1 protein-coding gene is annotated in these 246 nt (G+C 56.7%); it reads left to right on the top strand.

Translation table 11 applies throughout. The annotated features are described in order from the left end of the window. On the top strand, nt 1-246 hold a 246-nt coding region (locus VZP09_RS24995; RefSeq protein WP_328795539.1), incomplete at both ends, for an IS6 family transposase.

The raw sequence follows: 246 nt of genomic DNA, 5'->3' as shown, positions 1-246 counted from the left end.
GTNCGCTGNTACTGCAAATACGGCATCAGTTACCGTGAGCTGCAGGAGATGCTNGCTGAACGNGGAGTGAATGTCGATCACTCCACGATTTACCGCTGGGTNCAGCGTTATGCGCCTGAAATGGAAAAACGGCTGCGCTGGTACTGGCGTAACCCTTCCGATCTTTGCCCGTGGCACATGGATGAAACCTACGTGAAGGTCAATGGCCNCTGGGCGTATCTGTACCGNGCNGTCGACAGCCGGGGC

The organism is Klebsiella sp. EMBS2024 (assembly GCF_036233805.1).
Classification (GTDB): domain Bacteria; phylum Pseudomonadota; class Gammaproteobacteria; order Enterobacterales; family Enterobacteriaceae; genus Klebsiella; species Klebsiella pneumoniae.
The sequence above is the reverse complement of the archived record's forward strand: the minus strand, read 5'-3'. Positions and strand labels throughout refer to the sequence as shown.